At 64.9% G+C, this 21782-nt stretch carries 24 protein-coding genes; 21 read left to right on the top strand and 3 right to left on the bottom strand.

Translation table 11 applies throughout. The features are described from left to right. Nucleotides 1-21: 21 nt before the first annotated feature. The 3 genes from D9R12_RS03965 to D9R12_RS03955 all read right to left on the bottom strand — a co-directional run bounded on the left by D9R12_RS03965 (nt 22) and on the right by D9R12_RS03955 (nt 2433). The gene (locus D9R12_RS03965; RefSeq protein WP_122228789.1) at nt 22-822 is read right to left on the bottom strand and encodes an SDR family oxidoreductase; all 801 of its coding nucleotides are present in this window, start codon (nt 820-822) and stop codon (nt 22-24) included. Between the two features lie 96 nt (nt 823-918). Next, the gene (locus tag D9R12_RS03960) at nt 919-1491 is read right to left on the bottom strand and encodes a DUF1415 domain-containing protein (protein ID WP_122228270.1); all 573 of its coding nucleotides are present in this window, start codon (nt 1489-1491) and stop codon (nt 919-921) included. A 12-nt stretch (nt 1492-1503) separates the two neighbouring features. Then, nucleotides 1504-2433 (bottom strand): LysR family transcriptional regulator, encoded by a 930-nt coding sequence (locus tag D9R12_RS03955; protein WP_122228267.1) that lies wholly within the window; start codon nt 2431-2433, stop codon nt 1504-1506. A 316-nt stretch (nt 2434-2749) separates the two neighbouring features. Here D9R12_RS03955 and D9R12_RS03950 point away from each other — a divergent pair, with 316 nt between their 5' ends. From D9R12_RS03950 to D9R12_RS03865, 21 genes are all read left to right on the top strand, one after another. Next, nucleotides 2750-4108 (top strand): Rieske 2Fe-2S domain-containing protein, encoded by a 1359-nt coding sequence (locus tag D9R12_RS03950; protein WP_122228264.1) that lies wholly within the window; start codon nt 2750-2752, stop codon nt 4106-4108. Further along, the gene (gene benB, locus D9R12_RS03945; protein WP_122228261.1) at nt 4105-4593 is read left to right on the top strand and encodes a benzoate 1,2-dioxygenase small subunit; all 489 of its coding nucleotides are present in this window, start codon (nt 4105-4107) and stop codon (nt 4591-4593) included. Before D9R12_RS03950 ends, benB begins: the two co-directional genes overlap by 4 nt. Nucleotides 4594-4615: 22 nt before the next feature. Further along, on the top strand, nt 4616-5650 hold the full coding sequence (gene benC, locus D9R12_RS03940) for a benzoate 1,2-dioxygenase electron transfer component BenC (protein ID WP_122228258.1): 1035 nt from the start codon (nt 4616-4618) through the stop codon (nt 5648-5650). Beyond that, the gene (benD, locus tag D9R12_RS03935) at nt 5647-6414 is read left to right on the top strand and encodes a benzoate diol dehydrogenase BenD (RefSeq protein WP_122228255.1); all 768 of its coding nucleotides are present in this window, start codon (nt 5647-5649) and stop codon (nt 6412-6414) included. The genes benC and benD overlap by 4 nt, the downstream gene beginning before the upstream one ends. A 123-nt stretch (nt 6415-6537) precedes the next feature. Next, nucleotides 6538-7848, top strand: a complete 1311-nt coding sequence (gene salA / locus D9R12_RS03930; RefSeq protein ID WP_122228252.1) for a salicylate 1-monooxygenase — start codon at nt 6538-6540, stop codon at nt 7846-7848. Between the two features lie 85 nt (nt 7849-7933). Then, nucleotides 7934-8449: an MFS transporter gene (locus tag D9R12_RS15875; protein WP_210538785.1), complete on the top strand. Its 516-nt coding sequence runs from the start codon at nt 7934-7936 to the stop codon at nt 8447-8449. A gap of 4 nt (nt 8450-8453) precedes the next feature. Beyond that, nucleotides 8454-9662 carry a benzoate/H(+) symporter BenE family transporter gene (locus D9R12_RS03920; RefSeq protein ID WP_122228249.1) on the top strand — a complete coding sequence of 403 codons (1209 nt, stop codon included), beginning with the start codon at nt 8454-8456 and terminating at the stop codon, nt 9660-9662. Nucleotides 9663-9884: 222 nt separating this feature from the next. Continuing rightward, a complete protein-coding gene (locus D9R12_RS15695; protein ID WP_170159136.1) occupies nt 9885-10055 on the top strand; it encodes a hypothetical protein in 171 nt (56 codons plus the stop codon). Nucleotides 10056-10119: 64 nt separating this feature from the next. Then, entirely contained in the window at nt 10120-10425 is a 306-nt protein-coding gene (locus tag D9R12_RS15690; protein WP_170159135.1) for a hypothetical protein, read from the top strand. A 26-nt stretch (nt 10426-10451) separates the two neighbouring features. Further along, complete coding sequence (locus D9R12_RS03915) at nt 10452-11489, top strand: porin (protein ID WP_210538783.1); 1038 nt, start codon at nt 10452-10454, stop codon at nt 11487-11489. A gap of 133 nt (nt 11490-11622) precedes the next feature. After that, entirely contained in the window at nt 11623-11949 is a 327-nt protein-coding gene (locus tag D9R12_RS03910; RefSeq protein ID WP_122228243.1) for a non-heme iron oxygenase ferredoxin subunit, read from the top strand. An 85-nt stretch (nt 11950-12034) separates the two neighbouring features. Further along, nucleotides 12035-13225: an ABC transporter substrate-binding protein gene (locus tag D9R12_RS03905; protein ID WP_244671761.1), complete on the top strand. Its 1191-nt coding sequence runs from the start codon at nt 12035-12037 to the stop codon at nt 13223-13225. Nucleotides 13226-13282: 57 nt separating this feature from the next. Then, nucleotides 13283-14143, top strand: a complete 861-nt coding sequence (locus D9R12_RS03900; RefSeq protein WP_122228237.1) for a branched-chain amino acid ABC transporter permease — start codon at nt 13283-13285, stop codon at nt 14141-14143. A 40-nt stretch (nt 14144-14183) separates the two neighbouring features. Next, a complete protein-coding gene (locus tag D9R12_RS03895) occupies nt 14184-15185 on the top strand; it encodes a branched-chain amino acid ABC transporter permease (RefSeq protein ID WP_210538781.1) in 1002 nt (333 codons plus the stop codon). A gap of 12 nt (nt 15186-15197) precedes the next feature. After that, nucleotides 15198-15956, top strand: a complete 759-nt coding sequence (locus D9R12_RS03890) for an ABC transporter ATP-binding protein (RefSeq protein ID WP_122228231.1) — start codon at nt 15198-15200, stop codon at nt 15954-15956. Continuing rightward, nucleotides 15956-16690, top strand: a complete 735-nt coding sequence (locus tag D9R12_RS03885; RefSeq protein ID WP_122228228.1) for an ABC transporter ATP-binding protein — start codon at nt 15956-15958, stop codon at nt 16688-16690. Before D9R12_RS03890 ends, D9R12_RS03885 begins: the two co-directional genes overlap by 1 nt. A gap of 36 nt (nt 16691-16726) precedes the next feature. Beyond that, a complete protein-coding gene (locus D9R12_RS03880) occupies nt 16727-17215 on the top strand; it encodes an aromatic-ring-hydroxylating dioxygenase subunit beta (protein WP_202944891.1) in 489 nt (162 codons plus the stop codon). Nucleotides 17216-17255: 40 nt separating this feature from the next. Further along, nucleotides 17256-18533: an aromatic ring-hydroxylating dioxygenase subunit alpha gene (locus tag D9R12_RS03875; RefSeq protein WP_122228225.1), complete on the top strand. Its 1278-nt coding sequence runs from the start codon at nt 17256-17258 to the stop codon at nt 18531-18533. Between the two features lie 215 nt (nt 18534-18748). After that, nucleotides 18749-18922 carry a hypothetical protein gene (locus D9R12_RS15685; protein ID WP_170159133.1) on the top strand — a complete coding sequence of 58 codons (174 nt, stop codon included), beginning with the start codon at nt 18749-18751 and terminating at the stop codon, nt 18920-18922. Between the two features lie 239 nt (nt 18923-19161). Further along, nucleotides 19162-20625 carry a benzaldehyde dehydrogenase gene (locus D9R12_RS03870; RefSeq protein WP_122228222.1) on the top strand — a complete coding sequence of 488 codons (1464 nt, stop codon included), beginning with the start codon at nt 19162-19164 and terminating at the stop codon, nt 20623-20625. A 17-nt stretch (nt 20626-20642) separates the two neighbouring features. Further along, nucleotides 20643-21767, top strand: a complete 1125-nt coding sequence (locus D9R12_RS03865) for an NAD(P)-dependent alcohol dehydrogenase (RefSeq protein WP_122228220.1) — start codon at nt 20643-20645, stop codon at nt 21765-21767. The last annotated feature ends 15 nt before the right edge of the window (nt 21768-21782 follow it).

Here is a 21782-nt window from a genome sequence, read left to right as displayed (position 1 = left end):
GGCCGCCGCTGCGCCAACGCTTCAGACGTATTGCATCTTGCGGGTCATGCCGCCATCGACGATGAATTCCTGGCCGGTGACGAACCCGGACAGCGCCGGCGCCAGCAACTGCACCGCCAGCGCGCCGATATCCTCCGGCGTGCCCACGCGCCCGGCCGGGTGCTGGGCATGGTCGGCCCCGGAAAGCTTCGGCGCGCGCCGTCGCTGCGGTGCGCGCCAGGCATCGGTGGCGATCCAGCCCGGGCTGATGACGTTGACCCGGACCTGTGGGCCTTCGCTCAGCGCCAGGGCATGGGTGAAGGCGACCAGCCCGCCCTTGGCCGCCGCGTAGGCTTCGCTGTGCGGCTCGGACTGGTGGGCGCGGGTCGAGGCAATGTTGACGATCGCGCCGCGGTCCTGGCGCAGCGCCGGCAGCGCATGCTTGCTGCACAGGAAGGCGCCGTGCAGGCTGGACAGGCGCGCATTCCACTGCGCCAGGTCCAGGGCATCCAGCGGCGGGACATGCGGGCCCGGCGGCCCGGCGTTGTTGACCAGGCCGTGCAGCTGGCCGAAATGCTTCAGCGCCGCGGCCACGAACGCGGCCACGCTGCGCTCGTTGCTCACATCCATGCGCTTGAAGAATGCATCGCCGCCGCGGTTCCACTCCGCAAGGCAGGCCCTGCCGGCCTCGGCGTCCAGATCGCCGATGGCCACCTGACCGCCTGCGCCCAACACCGCCTGGGCGATGCCGCGGCCGATGCCCTGGGCGCCGCCGGTGATCATCACCACCCGGCCCGCCAGCGGTGCGGGGTTCCAGGGGGTGATGGATGGGATCAGCGGCATGCGCGGCTCCTGGAGGTTGCGGAGCGCCGAGTGTGGCCCGGCGCGCATCCAGATCGCGTGCAGCGTGTGCCTGCAGGACGCTCGGGGCGGGCCGCGTCAGTCCGCCATCAGCCGCCCCCAGCCCTCCACGCCCAGCTTGTCCAGGGTGTCGATGTTGCGCTGGACGATCACGTCCGGATCGGGGAAGGCGGCCACCGCGCGTTCCACGCTGTCCTCGCGCAGCAGGTGCAGGGTGGGCCAGGGCGAACGGTTGGTGTAGTTGGAGACATCGTCCGGCGCGGTGCCGGCGAACTGGTAATGCGGATGGAAGCTGGCCACCTGGACGATGCCCTGCAGGTCCAGCGTCTCCACCGCCGCATCGGCGTTGTCCAGGAAGTCGTTGTATTCGATGAAGTCGCCCAGCACCTGCGGATGCACGATCAGGGTGGTGTCCACCACCTCGGCCGGAGTGTCGCGCAGGACCAGCAGCTCCTCGGCCAGCTGTTCCAGCAGCGCCTCGGGGGTGGTCGCATCGCTGAGCACCAGACGCACCTGCTGCTTGAGGTACACCGCCTTGGCGAACGGGCACAGGTTCAGGCCGATCACCGCCCGCTCCAGCCAGCGGCGGGTGTCGGCGATGGGATCGTGCCGCCCATCCCATGGCGCGGCTTCGGTGTCGATGGGGGGCATGGGTGCGGTGTCCTACGGCGTGGTCAGGCGATTGTGGGGGATGTCCAGCCACGGCGGGTTTTCCGCGTACATCTCGCAGATCAGCTGCCGGAGCAGGGCGATCAGCGCCGGGTCCTCGTTGCGGCGGTAGCTCATGACCACCGGCGAGGTGGCCTCCTGGTCATCGATCAGCCGGTAGCGCAGGTCCGAGCGTAGGAACCGGGCCGAAGCCGGGATCAGGCACACGCCGGTTTCGGCCGCGACCAGGCCCAGCGCCGTCTGCAGGTCACGCACCTCCTGTAGCTGCGGCGGGCGTACGCCATGGTGCCCCAGCAGCGAGAGCATCTGGTCGGCGAAGCTCGGCCGCGGCTCACTGGGATAGACCACCAGCTTCTGGCCCTTCAGCGCCGCTGGCTTCAGCGGCGCATCCTCGGCGGCCAGCGCAAAGGCCGGCGGGATCGCCACCACCAGGCGTTCCTCGCGCAGCACCTGGCGCTCCACGCTGGGATCGCTGCTGCGCATGCGGCCAAAGCCGACGTCGATGCGGCCGCTCTTGAGGCCTTCGACCTGCGGGCCGGACATCATCTCCACCAGACGCACGTCGGCATCGGGCCGCGCCTGGCGCAGCCGGCGCACCACGGTGGGCAGGCCCGCGTACAGGGTGGAGGCAACGAAGCCGATGCTGATCACCCGTCGTTGACCGTGGCCGACGCGGCGTGCGGCGTCCTTCATCTGCTCCACGCGTCCGAGCACCTGCTGGGCCTCCTCATAGAACAGGCGCCCGGCGTCGGTAAGCCGGATCGGCCGGCTGCTGCGCACCAGCAGCTGTACGCCAAGTTCTTGCTCCATCTGCTGGATCTGCCGGCTCAGTGGCGGCTGGGCGATGTGCAGCTGCTCGGCGGCACGGGTGAAATTGCGCTCGCGCGCGACGGCGACGAAGTACCTGAGCTGGCGCAGATCCATGAGGCTTAGACCAAAGTCTTAACTATACCGGCGGAACATGGTGCGGTGCATCAAAGCGAGCAATACAAGGCTTTGCGGCGGCAAGAATACCATAAAAGTATTGTTAAAAGACTAAAGACGTGTTGGACTCCATCGCGCATCGGTCCCAAGAATCGGCATCCGGCGCGCGCCTTTCCCCCGGTCAGCCACCCGGCCCCGACGATCGAACGCGTCGAGGCCGTCTTGCCGCACCTGCGCCAGCCCGCACACGCGGTCCCCCTCGCCATCGTTCCGCCGCGCGCCTTGCGCGCAACAGCAACCGCACCGGAAGCCCCGCATGTCCGCCATCATCGAAAACAAGACCGACCTGGAGCAGCTGCTGGCCACCGCGGTGCAGGACGATCCAGTGGCCGGCCTCTACCGCTGCCGCCGCGACATCTTCACCGATCCCGACCTGTTCGAGCTGGAGATCAAGCACCTGTTCGAGTCCAACTGGGTCTATCTGGCGCACGAGAGCCAGATCCCGAACAACAACGACTACTTCACCACCTACATCGGCCGCCAGCCGGTGGTGATCACCCGCGACAAGGCCGGCGAGCTGCATGCGGTGATCAACGCCTGCGCGCACCGCGGCGCAATGCTGTGCCGGCGCAAGCACGGCAACAAGGGCAGCTTCACCTGTCCCTTTCATGGCTGGACCTTCAGCAACACCGGCAAGCTGCTCAAGGTCAAGGATGAAAAGACCACCCAGTATCCGCCGCAGTTCGGCGAGCACGGCTCGCATGACCTCAAGCGCGTGGCGCGCTTGCAAAGCTATCGCGGTTTCCTGTTCGGAAGCCTGAGCGAGCAGGTCGCCCCGCTGGAGGACTTTTTGGGCGAGACCAGGATCATCATCGACCAGATCGTCGACCAGGCACCGGATGGCCTGGAAGTGCTGCGCGGCAGTTCTTCCTACATCTACGACGGCAACTGGAAACTGCAGATGGAAAACGGCTGCGACGGCTACCACGTCAGTTCCGTGCACTGGAACTATGCGGCCACCATGGGCCGGCGCAAGCAGACCGGCACCAAGGCGGTGGACGCCAACGGCTGGAGCAAGAGCGTCGGCGGCGTGTACGGCTTTGACAATGGCCACATCCTGCTGTGGACCAACTCGCTCAACCCGGAAGTGCGCCCGGTGTGGAACCGCCGCGAGGAACTCGCCGCGCGCTTGGGCGCGGCCAAGGCCGAGTTCATCACCCGCCAGACCCGCAACCTGTGCCTGTACCCCAACGTGTACCTGATGGACCAGTTCTCCACCCAGATCCGGGTCACCCGCCCGATCGCGGTGGACAAGACCGAGGTCACCATCTACTGCTTCGGCATCAAGGGCGAGAGCGCGCAGGACCGCGCCACCCGCATCCGCCAGTACGAGGATTTCTTCAATGTCTCGGGCATGGGCACGGCCGACGACCTGGAGGAATTCCGCGCCTGCCAGAACGGCTACGCCGGTACCGCCGCGGCTTGGAACGACCTCAGCCGCGGCGCGCCGCTGTGGGTGCAGGGTGCCGACGAGAACGCGCGGAAGATGGGCATCAAGCCGCTGCTCAGCGGCAACCGCAGCGAGGACGAGGGCCTGTTCGTGCGCCAGCATGAGTACTGGGCCAGGGCCATGCGCCAGGCACTGGCGCGTGAAGCGACCGGAGACGCGGCTTGAACCAGGACCTGCCCGCCATCGCTGCCTTCCTCTACCGCGAGGCACGCCTGCTCGACGACCGCCAGTGGGACGCGTGGCTGGAGCTGTACGCCAGCGACGTCAGCTACTGGATGCCGACCTGGGACGACGACGACCAGCTCACCGAGGACCCGCACTCGCAGATCTCGCTGATCTTCTATCCCAGCCGCGACGGGCTGGAGGACCGCGTGTTCCGGATCAAGACCGAGCGCTCGGGCGCCTCCACGCCCGAGCCGCGCACCAGCCACAACGTCAACAACATCGAGCTGCTGGACACGCGCGGCGATGAGCTTGACGTCCGCTACAATTTTCATACGCTCAGCCACCGCTACAAGGTCACCGACCAGTTCTTCGGCACGTGTTTCGTGACCCTGCGCCGGCAAGGTGAGAGCCTGCTGATCAGCAACAAGAAGATCGTGCTGAAGAACGACTACATCCGCCAGGTCATCGACATCTATCATGTCTGATCAGCCTGGCCGAAGGATTCCCATGCACTACCGCATCGCCCTGAATTTCGAAGACGGCGTCACCCGCTTCATCGACTGCAACGCAGGCGAGAAGGTGCTGGACGCGGCCTACCGCAACAAGGTCAACCTGCCGATGGATTGTGCCGACGGCGTGTGCGGCGCCTGCAAGTGCCGCGCCGAGGCTGGCGCCTATGACCTGGGTGAGGACTACATCGACGATGCGCTGACCGAGGAAGAGGCGCGGGCCGGCCTGGTGCTGACCTGTCAGATGGTGCCGTCCAGCGACTGTGCCATCGCCGTGCCGGTCACTTCCACCGCCTGCAAGACCGGCGCCAGCACATTCAAGGCGACGGTGGCGCAGGTGCTGCCGCACGCCGATGCCGCGCTGGAGCTCAAGCTGGAAGTCGCAGGCGATGCGCCTGATTTCCTGCCCGGCCAGTACGTCAACATCGCCGTGCCCGGCAGTGGCCAGAGCCGCGCGTATTCCTTCAGTTCCAAGCCCGGTTCGCACGCGCTCTCATTCCTGATCAAGCGCGTGCCCGGTGGCCTGATGAGCCGCTATCTGGACAGCGCCAGCCCGGGCCAGGTGCTGGAACTGACCGGCCCGCTGGGCAGCTTCTACCTGCGCCAGGTCAAGCGCCCGGTGCTGATGCTGGCCGGGGGCACTGGGCTGGCGCCGTTCCTGTCGATGCTGGCCTGGCTGGAAGACACCGGCAGCGACCATCCGGTGCACCTGGTGTATGGGGTGACCCGCGGCGCCGACCTGGTGCTGGTGCCGGAGTTGCAGCGCTTGGCCGAACGCTTGCCCTTCTTCAGCTTCGACACCTGCGTGGTCCAAGCCGAATCCGGACACCCCAGGATCGGCTACGTCACCGAGCACCTGCTGCCCGAAGCGCTGCACCAGGGCGCGGTGGATGTGTATCTGTGCGGTCCGCCGGCCATGGTTGATGCGGTGCGCAACCACTTTGCCCAGATCAAGGTCGAGCCGGCCGGCTTCTACTACGAGAAGTTCACCCCCAATGCGACGGCCGGCACGGTGCAGGAGCTGGCCGCATGAGCCGCTTTTCCGGCAAGGTGATGGTGGTGACCGGGGCTGCGCAGGGCATCGGCCGCGGGGTCGCGCTGCGGGCTGCGGCCGAGGGTGCACAGGTGCTGCTGGTGGACCGCGCCGAGTTCGTCGCGGAAGTCGCAGGCGAGGCGGGAAACGGTGCGGCATTCTTCATCACCGACCTGGAAACCCATGCCGGCGCGCAGGCGGCAATGGACTTTGCCGCACGGACCTTTGGCGGGATCGACATCCTGGTCAACAACGTCGGCGGCGCGATCCGCATGCGGCCGTTTGCCGAGTTCGAGCCTGAGCAGATCGACGCGGAGATCCGCCGTTCGCTGATGCCCACCCTGTACGGTTGCCACGCGGTGCTGCCGCACCTGATCGCGCGCGGCGCAGGCACCATCGTCAACGTCTCCTCCGTCGCCACCCGCGGCATCTACCGGATGCCCTATTCGGCGGCCAAGGGCGGGGTCAATGCCATCACCCAGTCGCTGGCGATGGAATACGCCCATCGCAACATCCGCGTGGTGGCCACCGCGCCGGGTGGGACCAGCGCGCCGCCGCGCCGGGTCCCGCGCAATGCCAGCGGCGATACCGCGCAGGAACAGGCCTGGATGGGCGAGGTGGTCGAGCAGTCCACCGCCTCGGCATTGCTCAGGCGCTACGGAACCATCGACGAACAGGTCGCGCCGATCCTGTTCCTGGCCTCGGACGAGGCCTCCTACATCACCGGTTCGATCCTGCCCGTGGCCGGAGGCGATACCGGCTGAAACACGCCCCGCGCCTTGCGCGCAGCGGCTTTGATTCTTCATATCACACAGATCCCAGAGACGGACCATGCAACGCTTGGACACTTCATCAATACGCTACGACATCGCCCTGGAGCGCAGGTCGTGAGCCGCGCACCGTTGCGGATCGGCATCGTCGGCGGCGGCATTGCCGGCGTGGGCCTGGCCCTGGGCCTGAGCCGCCATGATCACCTGGACGTGCAGCTGTTTGAATCCGCTGCGGCCTTTGGCGAGATCGGCGCCGGCGTGTCCTTTGGCCCCAATGCGGTGCGCGCGCTGGCCGGGCTGGGCATGGGCGAGACCTATGTCGAGCTGGCCGACCGCACGCCTGCGCCATGGCAGGACCTGTGGTTCCAGTGGCGCCGCGGCGAGGACGCGCGCCTGATCGGTGAAACCTACGCACCTGGCGTCGGTCAGTCCACGGTGCATCGCGCCGATTTTCTTGATGCACTGGCGCGGCTGTTGCCGGACGGGCTGGCACGCTTCGGCAAGCGCGCCGTGGCCGTGCGCCAGGACGCGCAGGGCATCCAGGTGGAGTTCACCGACGGCACGCAGTATCACGGCGACGTGCTGATCGCCGCCGACGGCATCAAGTCGGCCATGCGCGATGAGGTGCTCAAGGGCCTGGGCCAGCCGCCGGTGGCGCCGCGCTTCACAGGCACCTGTGCATATCGCGGCCTGATCGACAGCGAACGACTGCGTGCGGCCTACCTCGCCCGCGGCGTGGACACCGCGCTGATCGACATGCCGCAGGTGCTGCTGGGCCTGGATGCGCACATCCTCACCTTTCCGGTCAAGCACGGGCGCCTGATCAACGTCGTGGCATTCTTCTCCGACCGCAGCACGCCCGATCCGCAGTGGCCCGCGCAGCAGCCCTGGGTGCGCGAGGCCAGCCGCCGCGAAATGCTCGATGCCTTCGCGCATTGGGGCGTGGCAGCACAGACCATACTGGAGTGCATCGACACGCCCACGCACTGGGCGCTGCACGACCTGGCCCAGCTTCCCGGCTACGTGGATGGCCGGCTGGCGCTCATCGGCGATGCCGCCCACGCGATGCTGCCGCATCAGGGTGCCGGCGCAGGGCAGGGGCTGGAGGACGCCCACCTGCTCGCCCATCTGCTGGCCGAGCCGGGCCTGACCGGCGCCCAGCTGCCCGAGGTATTGCAGGTCTATGACCAGCTGCGCCGTCCGCGCGCCTGTCGCGTGCAGCAGACCTCGTGGGAGACCGGCGAGCTGTATGAAATGCGCGATTCACGCGTCGGTGACGACGATGCGCGGCTGGGGGCAACGCTGGCCACCCGCTACGACTGGATCTGGAACTACGACCTAGCCGACGAGCTGGCCCGCGCGCGCAGCGCGCTGGGCTGGCCCGCCGCCGCGGCCAGCGCCCAGAAACAGGCCCTGGCCATGCGCTGAGGCCGATCACGCCGAACAGGTTCAAGGGCGCCCTCGCCGAGGGTCGCCTCTTAAAACGCAGTGCACATCCTGGGAGGGAGAGGCCATGCGCAGCATCGATGTGAGCGAGGCGATCGACCAGGGTCACTTCAGCAGGTTCCAGTGCTCGGTGGTCATCGTGTGCGGGTTGTTGCTGATCGTCCACGGCTACGACGTGTTCGTCGCCGGCACGGTGCTGCCGACCTTGATCAAGGAGTGGGGGCTGAGCAAGCCGCAGGCCGGCATCCTGCAGGCCTGGGCGCTGTTCGGGATGATGTTCGGCGCGCTGGTGCTGGGGCCGCTGGCCGACAGGATCGGCCGCAGGAAGGGCCTGGCGGTGAGCTTCTTGCTGTTCACCGTGGCCACGCTGTGCACCGGCTTTGCCGCCAGCCCGGACCAGCTCCATGCCAGCGTTGCCCAGCTGTACACCATGTCGGTGCGTTCGACCGGACTGGGCTGGGCCTCGGGCGTGGGCCGGGTCGGGGCGATCGTCGGGCCGACCCGGGGCGGGGTGGTCTTTGCGATCTCCAACCAGCGTGCGCCCTCCGCGCCGCAGCTGGTGGTCGCGTACAACGCGCCATGAGCCGATGACCGCGCTGGCTCAGCTGATCAAGGACGCCTCGCTGTCGGCCGTGCTGGCTGGCGTGATCGCCACGCTGATCTCCTTCGCCGGTCCGCTGGTGATCGTGTTCCAGGCCGCGTCCGGATTGCCCGCGCCCCTGCTGGCTTCGTGGGTGTGGGCGATCGCGATCGGCAGCGGCGTGCTGGGGCTGGGCCTGAGCCTGTTCTACCGGGTGCCGGTGGTGATCGCCTGGTCGATTCCTGGCTCGGTGCTGCTGGTCAGCCTGCTGCCGACGGTGGACTTCGCGGTGGCCGTCGGGGCCTACCTGGTGGCCAGCGCGGTCATGCTGGCGGTGGGCCTGTCCGGCGCGTTCGACCGCATCGTGGCGTGGCTGCCGCCGGCGATCACCGCGGCGATGCTGGCCGGCATCCTGTTCGGCTTTGCCACCAAGCTGTTCGTGGGCATGGCCGCGCAGCTGCCGCTGGTGCTGGCGATGTTTGTCGCCTTCTTCATTGGCCGGCGCTGGTTTGCGCGCTATGCGGTGGTGGCGGTGCTGCTGAGCGGGGTGGCCGTGGCGCTGGCCACCGGGCAGGTGCATGGACCGCTGCCTGCGCTGGCGCTCACCCGGCCGCTGTGGGTCAGCCCGCAGTTCGACTGGCAGGCGATCGTCGGCATCAGCATTCCGCTGGTGGTGGTCGCACTGACCGGGCAGTTCATGCCGGGCATCGCGGTGCTGCGGACCAGCGGCTACCCGCGCCCGGCGGCCGGACCGCTGCTGGCCTGGTCGGCGGCCGGGTCGGCGCTGCTGGCACCATTCGGCTGCCACGGCCTGAATCCGGCCGCGGTCACCGCCGCGATCTGCACCGGCGCCGAAGCGCATCCGGATCCGCAGCGCCGGTACGTGGCCGGTGCGGCCGGCGCCATCGCCTACCTGGTGCTGGGTTGCTTTGCTGGCACCGTGTTGGCGCTGTTGGCGACCTTGCCCAAGGAGCTGATCGCCACCCTGGCCGGACTGGCGCTGTTCCCCAGCATCGCCACCTCGCTGACCGCGGCAGTGGCCGACGCGCGTGACCGCGATGCGGCGCTGGTGACGTTCATCGTCTGCGCCTCGGGGATGTCGCTGTTCGGCCTGGGTGCAGCGTTCTGGAGCCTGGTGTTCGGCGTGGCCACGCACCTGCTGATGCGGGGTCGCCGCGCCCGCGTCGCGGTGCCTGCGGGAGGTGCCTTGCGCTGACGCGGCTGTTGCGAGGGGAGCCGGCGCGGCTGTAGAGCGCGACGGAAAGTTGCACCGCTACACCGCCACTGCATCGGGATCGCCGGGCAGGGCATCGATCAAGGTCATTCCTGGGAGGGAATACATGGATCCACCCATCATGCCACTCGGTGCGCCTGCCCTGCGGGGCCATCACCGGCGTCATCGTTCGCGCCGGGCATCGCCCTGGAGCGGTGACCAGAGATGCCGCCCGGCACCAGCGCGGATGCCATCTGGAAGGCGAAGTACTGGTGCCGTGGCAGAGAAACATCGAACAGCAGCAGGTTGCAGCGAGTAAATGCCGAACCCACGCTGCGCGAAGCGATGGAGGAGGAAGGCGAAGGATTCAAGTCAAATGCTGCACTTGATCATTGAAGCGTCCTTTCTTTTGGTGGTTAAAAAAAACAGCGTTTTTCGATTAAAACGGGAGAGATAATCGATGATTGTTCATAAAAGAACCAATAGCTTGCCAATGAGGAAAACCACGCTGTGCGTGGCGATGCTGGTTGCCCAGGCGATTTCAGCGGCACCGGCTTCTGCTCAGGCGTCCGATACAGAGGTTCGAGAGCTGAGGGCGATGGTCGAACAGCTGCAGAAGAAGATCGAAGAAATCGAGGCGGCGCAGAAGGCGGGGGCTTCGGCAGTGGCCTCGAGCGCCACGCCAGCGGCGCCGGCGACGGCGTCGACTCCCGCGCCTGCGACCGCGGCCCGGCCCGGCCCGGCAATCTTCTGCCGGAAGGGTTGACGATCTACGGAACGCTGGATAGCGGCGTGGAAAACGTGACCAATGTCGGTCCGGGCGAGGGCACGGTGACCCGTGTCCCATCCACCACCGGCTCCGTCCCCAGCAACGTGGGTCTGGATCTTCGTCGCAGCGTGGACGACTCGATTGCCGTGGTGGGGAAGGCGGAGATGGGCATTTACCTGGATAGCGGAAGCTCCGGCCAGGGCAGCCGGCTGTTCGGTCGCCAGATCTATATCGGCCTTGATTCGCGCCGCTTTGGCAGTGTCACCTTCGGACGCCAGTATTCGATGCTGCTGTATGCCCTCGGTGGCGGGGATATCCTTGGCCCGAATATCCAGGGCATCGGCTCGTTCGACGCGTATATTCCCAATGCCAGGCACGATAATTCGGTCGTGTGGCGTACCAAGTTCGACAAGCTATCGCTCGGTGCCCACTATTCGTTCGGCCGCGACGCGTCCACCACATCCTCGGTCTCGGTGCCTGGCTCCGGTATCTGCGGAGGCGAAGATCCAGGTGATGCCTCGCGTTGCCGTAGCTGGTCGGCCATGGCCAAGTACGACGATCCTCGCTTTGGCGTTGCCGTCGCCGTCGACAACCAAAACGGCGGCAGCGCAACGACCCAAGCCAATCTGTTCAACGGTGCATCGTTGATTCCGATGCCCTCGTCCAGCGACGAAGACCGTCGCATCACCGCCAACGGCTACGTGCGCTTCGGCGCACTGAAGCTGGCTGGAGGCTGGCTGGGGCGCAAGGTCAGCACGACCAGCCGTGATGTGACGCAGGATATGACTTGGCTGCAGGGTGAATACGCCATCACGCCGAAGGTGGTCGTCGATGGCGGCTTCTTCCATGTCGAGAATGACGATCAGGACACCAAGGCCAACCTCTACGTGATCCGCGGAAGCTACAGGTTCGACGACCGGCTGAGTACCTATCTGTCGCTGGGCTGGGTGGATAACGGTGAGGACGCGGCCTACGGCGTATCCACCGGCGGTGGGGGCGTTTCGCCGGCGCCAGGAAATTCCCAGCTCGGATCGATGGTCGGCGTCCGCTATCGGTTCTGACAAAAACAGAACGGGTGGCTACGCAGGCTTGGCGGCATGGCGACACCGTTGCGCCTGCCACCTGGGTAGCACCCTTGATCGGGTGGTGCACCTATCAATAGACATTATCTAGAGCAACGAGGCCATTCATTTTATGAGTAGCGAAGCGAAGGCTCTGGACTGGCAGCGGGTCGCCAGTATCTACGACTTCGATGATGAGGACGTGCTGTGCGTACAGGCGGGCAGCCGTCGATTGGCTCTGTACAAAGTGAACGGCGAGTTCTACGCCACCGACGAGATGTGCAGCCACGGCAAGGCGAGCCTGTGCGAGGGATTTCTCGAGGGCTACCGGATCGAGTGCCCCCTGCATCAGGGGCTGTTCGACGTACGCGATGGCAGCCCCGCAGGTACGCCGGTGACGGAGGGCATCAACAGTTACCTCGTGCAAGTCGATGGCGAGGACATACTGGTAAAGGTGTAACGCGTAGTCGAGCCATAGGTCCCGGTCTCTTTCGAGGCCGGAAATCCGGGTCTCTTTCGAGGCCGATAAGTAAAAGGAGACGCAGATGAATTTTTTCAACGTAGTGGCAAAACGCTTTGCACTGGCTGCAGCCGCTGCTGCACTCATGATTTTTACAATGCCGGCCGCAGCGGCGACGCAGAAGAAAGTCAAGATCGGTCTGCTACTTCCTTACTCAGGCACATACGGGATGCTCGGCACCAGCGTGGACCGAGGCCTGCGCCTGGCGATCGAACAACACGGGAACAAGCTCGGGGGGCGCGAGGTTGAATTTGTCGTGGTCAACAGCGAGGCCGACCCAGGCAAGGCCGTGAGCAACATGCAAAAGCTTATCTCGGCCGAGAAGGTCGACTTCGTGGTCGGCCCGATCCACTCCGGCGTCGCCATGGCTGCGCTCAAGGTGGCACGCCAGACCGGCACCATCCTGGTGATCCCAAACGCCGGCCTGAACGTGGCCACGCGTGAGCTGTGTGCGCCCAATATTTTCCGCACTTCGTTCTCGAACTGGCAGCCCAATTACGCGATGGCCAAGCCGGCCTATGATCAGGGCTATCGCCGCATCGTGACCATATCCTGGCGCTACGCGGCTGGTACTGAGCATCTGGGCGGTTTCGAAGAAGAATTCAAGCGCTACGGCGGCCAGATCGTCAAGCAGATTCTGGTCCCCTTCCCCAGCGTCGACTTTCAGACCTACCTCACCGAGATCGCGTCGATCAAGCCCGACGCTGTTTATACGTTCTTCGGTGGCGGCGGCGCCGTGAAGTTCATCCAGGACTACGCCGACGCCGGCCTCAAGGGCAAGATTCCACTGCTCTCCACCGGCTTCCTGACCGAGAGCCTTAAGGGCCTGGGCAACCGCGCGGACGGCATTCGCACCACCCTGCATTACGCCGATGATCTGGACAACAAGTACAACATTGCCTTCCGTAAGGCGTTCAAGGATCGCTACAACGACGAAGCCGGCGTCTATGCGGTGCAGGGTTACGACTCCGGCCTATTGCTCATTCGCGCTATGGAGGCTGTCAAGGGCGACACCTCCAATCAGGCAGCGCTGATCGAGGCGATGCGCAAGGTGAAGTTCCAAGACAGCCCGCGCGGCCCCTGGACCATGTCCAAGGCGCACAACCCGATCCAGAACATCTACATGAGCGAAGTGCGCGGCGGCAAGAACGTGATGGTCGGCACTGCGGCAAAGGCCCTGGACGACCCGGCAACCGGCTGCAAGATGGCCAAGTAGCGCAGATGGCGGCCGGCCCATACCGGCCGCCCTTTACATAGCTGGGAGGAGCTGTCGATGGACCTGTCCACTTTTTTCATACAGATGCTCAACGGCATTCAGCAGGGCTTGCTGCTGTTCTTGATTGCCAGCGGCCTGACCCTGGTTTTCGGCATCATGCACATCATCAACCTCGCACATGGGGCGCTATATATGATCGGCGCCTATATGGCGTTCTGGTTGACCTCGGTTCTGGGCAATTTTTGGCTGGCCGCCCTCGCCGCGCTTCCAATCGCGCTGCTGCTGGGGATCACGCTGGAGAAGTTGTTGATTCAGCGCATCTACAAGCGTGACCACCTCGACCAGGTGCTACTCACTTTTGGACTCATCCTCGTCTTCGATGCCATGCAAAGCATCCTGTGGGGAAACGACGTGCACAGCGTGCCCGTCCCTGAGTCTCTGCGCGGCGCAATCGTGCTCACCGAGAATCTCGAGTATCCCGTTTACCGCCTGTTCCTCTCGGGCGTATGCGTGGCCATCGCCATCGCCATGTACGTGATCCTGCAAAAGACGCGGCTGGGCATGATTATCCGCGGCGGCACCAGCAACCGCGAGATGGTGCAAGCCCTGGGGATTAATATTTCCTGGACGCATACATTGGTGTTCGCCGTCGGTACCACTCTGGCCGCTTTCGCCGGCGTGCTGGCCGCCCCGATCTCCTCGGTGTATCCGGGCATGGGCAATGAGGTCCTGATCATCTGTTTCGTGGTGGTGGTCATCGGCGGCATCGGCTCAATCAAGGGCGCCTTTCTCGGCGCGCTGATGGTAGGGCTGACCTCCACCTGGGGCGCCGTACTGGTCCCTCACTTCGCAGGCGCGGTGGTGTACGCCCTGATGGCGGTCATCGTTCTGTGGAAGCCCCGCGGCCTCTTTGCATAGGAATTTCTCGATGCGCTCTCTGCCTCGCTCAATACAGATTATGTTATTGGTACTTACGGTTCTGCTTGCCCTTTACCCCCTGTTTGGCGAAGCGCTGGCCGGAAGCAAGCATGAATATGTTACGCAAAAGGTTACCACGATCATGATTCTGGCCATTATGGCCCTGAGCCTGGATCTGCTGGTCGGGGTGGGGGGCATGGTCAGCGTTGCACAGGCTGTCTTCTTTGGCATCGCCGGCTACACCCTGGCACTGACCGCACCGGAGTTCGCACCGGCCAATATCTGGGTCGCCCTGCCAATGAGCCTGCTGCTCGCGGCTTCGGCTTCTCTGATCATTGGCGCGCTGATCATCCGCACTTCGGGCATCTTCTTCATCATCGCCACGATTGCTTTTTCGCAGATGTTCTTCTATCTGTTCCACGACGCCCCGTTCGCGGGCGGCTCCGACGGAATTTACCTGATGTTCAAGCCCGAGGTGAGCATTGCTGGCGTACAGCTGCTTGATCTGGAAAACAGCACCACGCTTTTTTACGTGGTGCTTGCCTCGATGCTGGTAGTCTATCTGCTGCTGCGTACACTGCTACGTTCGCCATTCGGACGGGTACTCTCCGGCATTAAAGAGAACGAAATCCGTGTCCGCGCTCTGGGCTATAATCCGGTGATCTACAAGCTCGTCGCCTTCGTTATCGCCGGTACCCTCTCGGGCTACGCGGGCTTTCTTTCGGCCACGCAGTATGGTTTTGTGAATCCGGGCGACGTCAGTTGGATGCTTTCGGCCCACGCACTCATCATGGTAATTCTCGGCGGCATGGGTACCTTGTTTGGCCCTATCCTCGGCGCCTTCGCGTTCGAAGGGCTGCAATATTGGTACTCGACCATCACCCCGCACTGGGAGCTGCCCATGGGTTTTACCGTGATCGCGCTGGTGCTGCTGCTGCCCGGCGGGATCGGCGGACTGCTGTTGAAATGGGCTGAGCGCAGGAACAAGCCCATCGCCCAGCCTGCTGCGCCGGACACCGACAAGGCCGTCCCCAGTGAATGAAGGAGCCGATTTGTGAGCGAAAATATTCTCGAAACGCACGGGCTGACGCGCCACTTCGGTGGGCTCACTGCCGTCTGCGATGTCTCGCTGAGCGTGGGCCCGCGCCAGGTGCACGCGATCATTGGCCCCAATGGGGCCGGGAAAAGCACGATGGTGAACCTGCTCACCGGGCATCTGGCGCCCAGCAAAGGCCAGGTGCTCTTCCACGGCCGTGATATTTCTGGGTTGTCGCCCAATGCGATCTCACAGCTGGGTATCGGTCGCAGCTTTCAGCGCACCAATATCTTTCCAAGTTTTACTTGTCTGGAAAACTGCTGGCTGGCCGCGCAGTCGCGCCTTCCACATTCGATGCGCTTCTTCCGCCGCGCCGAGACCTACCGTGCGGTGCGTGCCCGCGCCGAGCGTGGGCTGGAGCTGTGTGGCCTGAACCACCGTGCCGACATGCCGGCCTATGCCATGAGCTATGGGGAACAGCGTCAGCTAGAAATCGGCATGGTGCTGGCCACCGAGCCCACCTGTCTTGTACTTGACGAGCCAATGGCCGGCATGGGCCAGGAGGAGTCGGCGCAGTTGGCCACACTGCTCAGGCAGCTGGCTGAGGACTATCCCTTGGTACTGGTCGAGCATGACATGGATGCGGTATTTAGCATCGCCGACGTGCTCACGGTCATGGTCAACGGCCGGGTCCTGGCCAGCGGGCCGGTGGATCAGATTCGCGCCGATGCTGCAGTGCAGGAAGCGTATTTGGGCGACGGCGGGGAGGTCTACTGATGGCAGAAGCAATGCAAAGCGCGCCCGATTTGTTGGTGCAGGCGAGTCATCTGCATACCTACTACGGCAACAGCCATGTGCTGCATGGAGTGGATTTGAATATCGCCCGCGGCGAGAGCGTGTGCCTGCTCGGACGCAACGGAATGGGCAAGACCACCACCATCCGCTCAATCCTGGGTCTGACCCCGCCACGACAAGGTCGCGTACTGATCAATGGGCGCGACGTAAGCCGCGCGGCGACCCACGAAATCATCCGCCAAGGCATCGGCTACGTGCCCGAGGGGCGCGGTATGTTCCCAAACCTGACCGTGCGCGAGAGCCTGGTCATGGCTGCCCGCGCTGGACGCGACGGACGCAACGAGTGGGATCTTGCCCGAGTTCTGAAGACGTTCCCGCGGCTTGCCGAGCGCATCGATCACCTTGCTGGCAATCTCTCCGGCGGCGAACAGCAGATGGTGGCGATCGGTCGTGCCCTCATGCTCAACCCCGACCTGCTGATCCTCGACGAGGCCACCGAAGGCCTGGCGCCGCTGATCAGAAAGGAGATATGGCAGGTGGTGCGCACCATCAAGGATTCCGGCATCGCCACCCTGATCGTCGACAAAAACCTCAACGTGCTGCTCGGCTTTACCGACCGCAGCATGATTCTGGTTAAGGGCCGCATCGTTTACGACGGTCCAAGCCTGGCCCTGCAGGGCCAGCCGGAACTGCTTCAAAAACACATCGGCATATGAATGCCGCAAAGAGTCATTTCCGAATCGGAGGAAGACATGCAAGTGGAGACACTATCGGCGATGGAACTCCAGTACCACGTGGAGCAATTGCTAACCCGCTATGTCCAATGCATCGATGATGATCGGCTGGAAGCATGGCCGGACTTGTTCGTGGACGATTGCAGCTATCGGATCATTCCGCGCGAGAATGCCGATCGCGGCATGTCGATCGGCATCATGGATTGTGACAGCCGCGGCATGTTGCATGACCGCGTCGTCTCGCTACGCAATGCCAACGTCTATCCCGAGCACTTTTACCGGCACCTGGTGAGCAGTGTCCATATAGCAGGCATCGACAATGGCGAGATCAGCGTCCAGAGCAACTATGCGGTGCTGCAAACCCGCAACGACGGCACTACCAAGCTCTACAGTGCCGGCCGCTACATGGACCGCATCGTCGCGGTCGGCGACGCCCTGCGCTTCAAGGAAAAACTGGTGATCTTGGACACTTATCGCATCGACACCCTGCTCGCGCGCCCTCTTTAGGGCGAACGTCGCGCAGACTCTGAACAGAGGAGAACACACAATGAACGTCGCATCTGAGCAGGCCCAGGCACGGGTCCAGTTGACGGAGGAAGGCCACCGCGTTCCGTACAAGGTCTTCACCGAGCGCAAGTACTTCGATCTGGAGCAGGAGCGGCTGTTTCGTGGCAATAGCTGGTCCTTCGTCGCACTGGAGGCCGAGATCCCCAGCGCGGGCGACTACAAGGCCACTTTCGTGGGGCAGATCCCAGTGATCGTCACCCGCGCCGAAGACGGCAGCGTGCACGTGATGCAGAACCGCTGCGCCCACCGCGGCGCGCGCGTGTGCCGCAGCCTGCGCGGCAACACGCCTAACCTGGAGTGCGTGTATCACCAGTGGGCCTACGATCTCAAAGGCAACCTGATCGGCGTGCCGTTCCGCCGAGGCATCAAGCGCAAGGGCGGCATGCCTGAGTCGTTCGACATGAGCAGGCACGGCCTCACGCAGCTGCGCGTGGAGACGTTGCACGGCGTGGTCTTCGCCACGTTCTCCGAAGAGGTCGAACCGCTGCAGGAGTATCTGGGCGAGCGGACGGTTAATGCGATAGCACGTATTTTCAATCGCCCGATCAAGGTCCTGGGCGATCAGCGACAGTACATTCACGGGAACTGGAAGCTCTACGCGGAAAACACGCGTGACCCCTATCACGCCAGTCTTCTGCACTTGTTCCATGCCACCTTCGGCCTGTACCGCTCCTCGCAGACAGGGGGCTCGCTGCTCGGTGGCCGCCAGGGCCGTCACTCGATGTTGTATTCGCAGAGCAGCTCGAACAACGACGAGCTCGACAAAGAGATATTCAAGGACGCGCGCTCCTTCGACTCCAACTTCAGGCTGCAGGATCCTTCCCTGCTGGCCGGACGCAAGGAGTTCGACGATCCGGTAACGCTGATGATCCTGGCGGTCTTCCCAAACCTGGTGTTACAGCAGATCGCCAACACGCTGGCGGTACGACAGATCGTCACCTACTCCGAGAACGAGTTCGAACTGGTGTGGACGCAGTTCGGCTATGCCGACGACGACCAGGAGATGCAGTCCATCCGCCGCAAACAGAGTAACTTGATCGGGCCGGCCGGGCTGATTTCGATGGAGGACGGCGAGGCGGTAGAGCTGGTGCACGGCGCGGTGGTGCGCGATCAGGAGCAGGCTTCCTACATCGGGATGGGCGGCGGCAAGGCTGAGGACGCCGAGCACTTGGTCACCGAGGGCGCCATAGTCGGCTTCTGGGACGCCTATCGCGACACCCTGGGCCTGGGCAAGCAATATCAATTGGGGACCGAATAAGTCTTCGTAGGTTGGCATGAGCCAGTTTGAGGTTGAAATACTCGACCCTGCCGAGCACTCATCCTGAGGCGAGCAGCGCGGCGTGCTTTCTGCCGTGGCCGCTTTCCTCCATGTCAAAAAGGGTGATCGGAGCACCAGGGCCGACCTCTACGTGATCCGCGGAATCAGCTCGGATCGATGGTCGGGGTAACCTATCGTTTCTGACCGAAAACAGAATGGACGGCGACGCAGGCCTGGCGGCATGGCGACACCGCTGCACCGCCAGCCTGCGCAGCACCCTGGCGCTTTCGGCCTCCGCCCTGTCCACCGATGAGCCGGCGGTGGGCCTGCTGCACTACGGAGGCACCTTGGGCTTGGCCGTTGCCGCGCCTGGAGGGACACCGAGCTGAGCTGGGCCGGGCGCGCGAGCTGGCCCACGATGCCCAGGGCGACCGCCTCGCCCGCAGACCACGGTCGGGTACACGTTCTGGCCGCGCGCCGGGCGACCGGCACATTGTCCAGATTCTGGACAATGTGCCGGCCAGCGCCTCGCAGCGACAAGGGGTTGCGGGATTGAGCCAAAGGTGGATGGCCTGCGCATGCGGGCACGCGCAGGCTGCGGCGACGGTTTTCCATCGAGATACATCCCATGTCACAAGACGATTTCCTGCCTGCCAGCCTGTGGGCCGGCAAGGTGTTCACCGGCCAGTGGAGCGCCACCGGCGCCACCCAGCCGGTGATCGAACCGGCCAGCGGCGACACCCTGGGCAGCATCGGTATGGCCGATGCCGCGCAGATCGGGCGCAGTGCTGCGGCCGCGCGGGCCGCACAGCAGGCCTGGGCAGCGGCGCCCTATGAGGAGCGTGCCCAGGTGCTGCGCAAGGCCGCCCAGCTGGCTGAGCAGTACACCCCGCAGATCATGGAGTGGATCGTGCGCGAAAGCGGCTCAACCCAGCCCAAGGCCGGGTTTGAGGCCTCGATCAACGTCAAGGGGCTGCATGAAGCCGCCGCGCTGCCCTCGCGCGCGGTCGGCGAAGTGCTGCCCTCGGTGCCGGGCCGCCTGAGCCTGGCCCGACGCCGCCCGCTGGGCGTGGTCGGGGTGATCTCGCCATTCAACTTCCCGCTGTACCTGGCCATGCGCGCGGTCGCCCCGGCGCTGGCCCTGGGCAACGCAGTGGTGCTCAAGCCCGATCCGCGCACGGCCGTGTGCGGTGGCTTTGTGATCGCGCGCCTGTTCGAACTGGCCGGCCTGCCCGCGGGCCTGCTGCACGTGCTGCCAGGCGACGGCGCGGCCGGCGCGGCGCTGACCGCCGACCCCAACATCGCCATGATCCAGTTCACCGGTTCGACCGCCGCCGGCCGCAAGGTCGGCGAAGCGGCAGGCAAGCATCTGAAGAAGGTCTCGCTGGAACTGGGCGGCAAGAACTCGCTGATCGTGCTGGACGACGCCGACCTGGACCTGGCCATTGCCAACACCGCATGGGGCGTCTACCTGCACCAGGGCCAGATCTGCATGGCCGCCGGCCGTGTGCTGGTCCAGCGCGGCATCTACGATGCCTTCCTGGAAAAGCTCAACGCCAAGGCCAGCTCGATGGTGGTGGGTGATCCGTCCAAGGGCCAGGTACACCTGGGGCCGATGATCAACACCGCCCAGCGCGACCACACCGCCAAGGCCGTGGCCGATGCCACCGCCGCCGGTGCCAAGGTCGAGACCGGAGGCGGGTACGAAGGCCTGTTCTTCCAGGCCACCGTGCTCAGCGGCGTGACCCGTGACAACCCGGCCTTCAACGATGAGATCTTCGGGCCGGTGGCAGTGGTGGTGCCGTTCGACACCGATGAGGAAGCCATCGCCCTGGCCAACGACACCGAGTACGGCCTGTCGATGGCGGTGCTGTCATCGAACGTGGGGCGCGCGCTCAAGCTCGGCGAACAGTTGCGCACCGGACTGCTGCACATCAACGACCAGACCATCAACGACGAGGTCATCAATCCGTTTGGCGGCGTCGGTGCCTCGGGCAACGGCACCAGCATCGGGGGGGCGGCCAACTGGGAGGAGTTCACCCAGTGGCAGTGGCTGACCGTCAAGGGCGAAGCGCCCGCCTATCCGCTCTGATCCGAAGGAACATACCCATGAATGCAGAAGTGAACATCCGCGAGATTACCGCCGCCGTCGTCCGCTCGCAGGGCGCGCCGTTCACCATCGAACAGGCCCGGCTGCGCGCGCCGCAGGGTGATGAGGTGCTGGTGCGCGTGGTCGCCACCGGCCTGTGCCACACCGACCTGATCGTGCGCGACCAGTACTACCCGGTGCCGCTGCCGGCGGTGCTGGGCCACGAAGGCGCCGGCGTGGTCGAGGCACTTGGCCCCAACGTCAAGGATCTCAAGGTCGGTGACCATGTCGTGCTCACCTATGGCGCCTGCGGTCATTGCCATCATTGCGACAGCGGCCATGGCGCGTACTGCAAGGATTTCTTCGGCCTGAACTTCGGCGGCAGCGACCTACAGGGCAACACCGCCATCACCGATTCGTCCGGCGCGCCGCTGCACGATCATTTCTTCGCCCAGTCCTCGTTTGCCAGCTATGCCCTGAGCCGCGAGAACAACGCGGTCAAGGTCCCGGCCGATGCGCCGCTGGAACTGCTCGGGCCGCTGGGCTGCGGGATCCAGACCGGTGCCGGCGCGGTGATCAATTCGCTGAAAGTCGGCCCGGGCAGCAGTTTCGTCAGCCTCGGTGCCGGCGCGGTGGGTCTGAGCGCGGTGCTGGCCGCGCGCGTGGCCGGCGCGACCACGATCATCGCGGTGGACGTGGTGGCCTCGCGCCTGGAGCTGGCCACCGAGCTGGGCGCCACCCACGTGATCAACAGCGGCGAGCAGGACATCGTCGAAACCGTGCGCGCCATCTGCGGCGGCGCGGATTTCGCGCTTGAATCCACCGGCCGTCCGGAAGTACTGGCGCAGGGCATCGAGGCACTGGGCTCGATGGGCTGCATCGGCGTGGTCGGCGCGCCCAAGCTTGGGACCAAAGCCGAGTTCGACGTCAACAACCTGTTGCTGGGCGGACGCAGCATCCGCGGCATCGTCGAAGGCGACAGCGTGCCGCAGGTGTTCATCCCGCAGCTGGTGCAGCTGTACCAGCAGGGCCGGTTTCCATTCGACAAGCTGGTCAAGTTCTATCCGCTGGACCAGATCAACCAGGCCGCAGAAGACAGCACCAAGGGCCTGACCCTCAAGGCGGTGCTGCGCATGCCGCAGTAAGGAAAGCCCAGCACG

The sequence above is a fragment of the Pseudoxanthomonas spadix genome (assembly GCF_003703395.1).
Taxonomy (GTDB): Bacteria; Pseudomonadota; Gammaproteobacteria; order Xanthomonadales; family Xanthomonadaceae; genus Pseudoxanthomonas_A; species Pseudoxanthomonas_A spadix.
Note: the sequence above shows the minus strand (reverse complement) of the source record. Positions and strands in the feature narration are given on the sequence as shown.